The organism is Escherichia sp. WS338, assembly GCF_046486405.1.
Lineage (GTDB): Bacteria > Pseudomonadota > Gammaproteobacteria > Enterobacterales > Enterobacteriaceae > Escherichia > Escherichia coli.
Genome location: NZ_JBJQLL010000103.1, coordinates 1 through 1027, shown reverse-complemented (window position 1 = coordinate 1027; position 1027 = coordinate 1). Strand labels below are relative to the sequence as shown.

1 protein-coding gene and 1 pseudogene are annotated in these 1027 nt (G+C 47.5%); both read left to right on the top strand.

All coding sequences use genetic code 11. The annotated features are described in order from the left end of the window. Positions 1–181, top strand: a pseudogene (locus ACJHWT_RS25430) (IS21 family transposase); the annotation flags it as partial. A 14-nt stretch (positions 182–195) separates the two neighbouring features. Then, positions 196–942 carry an IS21-like element ISEc12 family helper ATPase IstB gene (istB, locus tag ACJHWT_RS25425; protein WP_001016257.1) on the top strand — a complete coding sequence of 249 codons (747 nt, stop codon included), beginning with the start codon at positions 196–198 and terminating at the stop codon, positions 940–942. Positions 943–1027: the final 85 nt, after the last annotated feature.

Here is a 1027-nt window from a genome sequence, read left to right as displayed (position 1 = left end):
CAGTAAAGCCAGACTTAATGCAGCATGTGCAAGAGCTCTGAAAACAAAGGTATGGCGTCTGTCAGGTATTAAATCGATCCTGGAAAAAGGTCTGGATAAACAACCTGTTCAGGATCCAAAACCAGATCTGTTATCCACGATGGAACACGAAAACGTACGCGGCAGTGAGTATTACCACTGATACGGGATCCAATGATGAATCATCTTTACGAACAACTGACCGCACTTAAACTCACCGGCTTCCGTGATGCGCTTAAAAAGCAACTTGCTCAGCCGGGCACATACCAGGAGCTGGGCTTCGAAGAACGCCTGTCATTACTGACAGCAGAAGAACTAACCTGCCGTGAAAACAGGAAGGCAGAGCGTCTGATCAAACATGCACGGTTCAGACTTAATGCTGAGTTATCAAAGCTGGATTATCGTAACAATAGAGGGCTGGACAGGGCCCTCATCCGTTCACTCAGTCAGGGAAACTGGTTAACCCTGAAACAAAATATTTTACTGACCGGGGCCACCGGCAGCGGTAAAACGTTCCTGGCATGTGCACTTGGTCATAATGCCTGCCGACAGGGATACAAGGTCTACTATTATCGCCTTAAAGCGCTGATGGAACAGTGCTATCAGGGGCATGCTGATGGAAGATACAGCAAACTTTTGACCAGGCTGAATAATAGCGATCTGCTGCTTCTGGATGACTGGGGGCTGGAACCTCTCTCATCAGAACAGCGTAGCGACCTGCTGGAAATAGTGGATCTGATGTACCAACGAGGCTCAATCATCGTAGTGAGCCAGTTGCCGGTGGAAAACTGGTACAAAATGATCGGAGACTCCACACATGCGGATGCCATCCTAGATCGACTGGTTCATGGCAGTATCAAGATCGAACTTAAAGGAGAATCAATGCGGAAAATACAATCTCCGTTGACCGAAGGAGATCAGTGAAGGTAATTTAAAAACGGTTCTGTGAAAGTGACACGAACCGATCTCCATCGATGTTACTCACCGATCTCCTTCACGGTAATACGCA

What these genes read in the sequence shown, in the direction of transcription:
- istB (WP_001016257.1), top strand. Translation starts at nt 196, where the DNA reads ATGAATCATCTTTACGAACAACTGACCGCACTTAAACTCACCGGCTTC.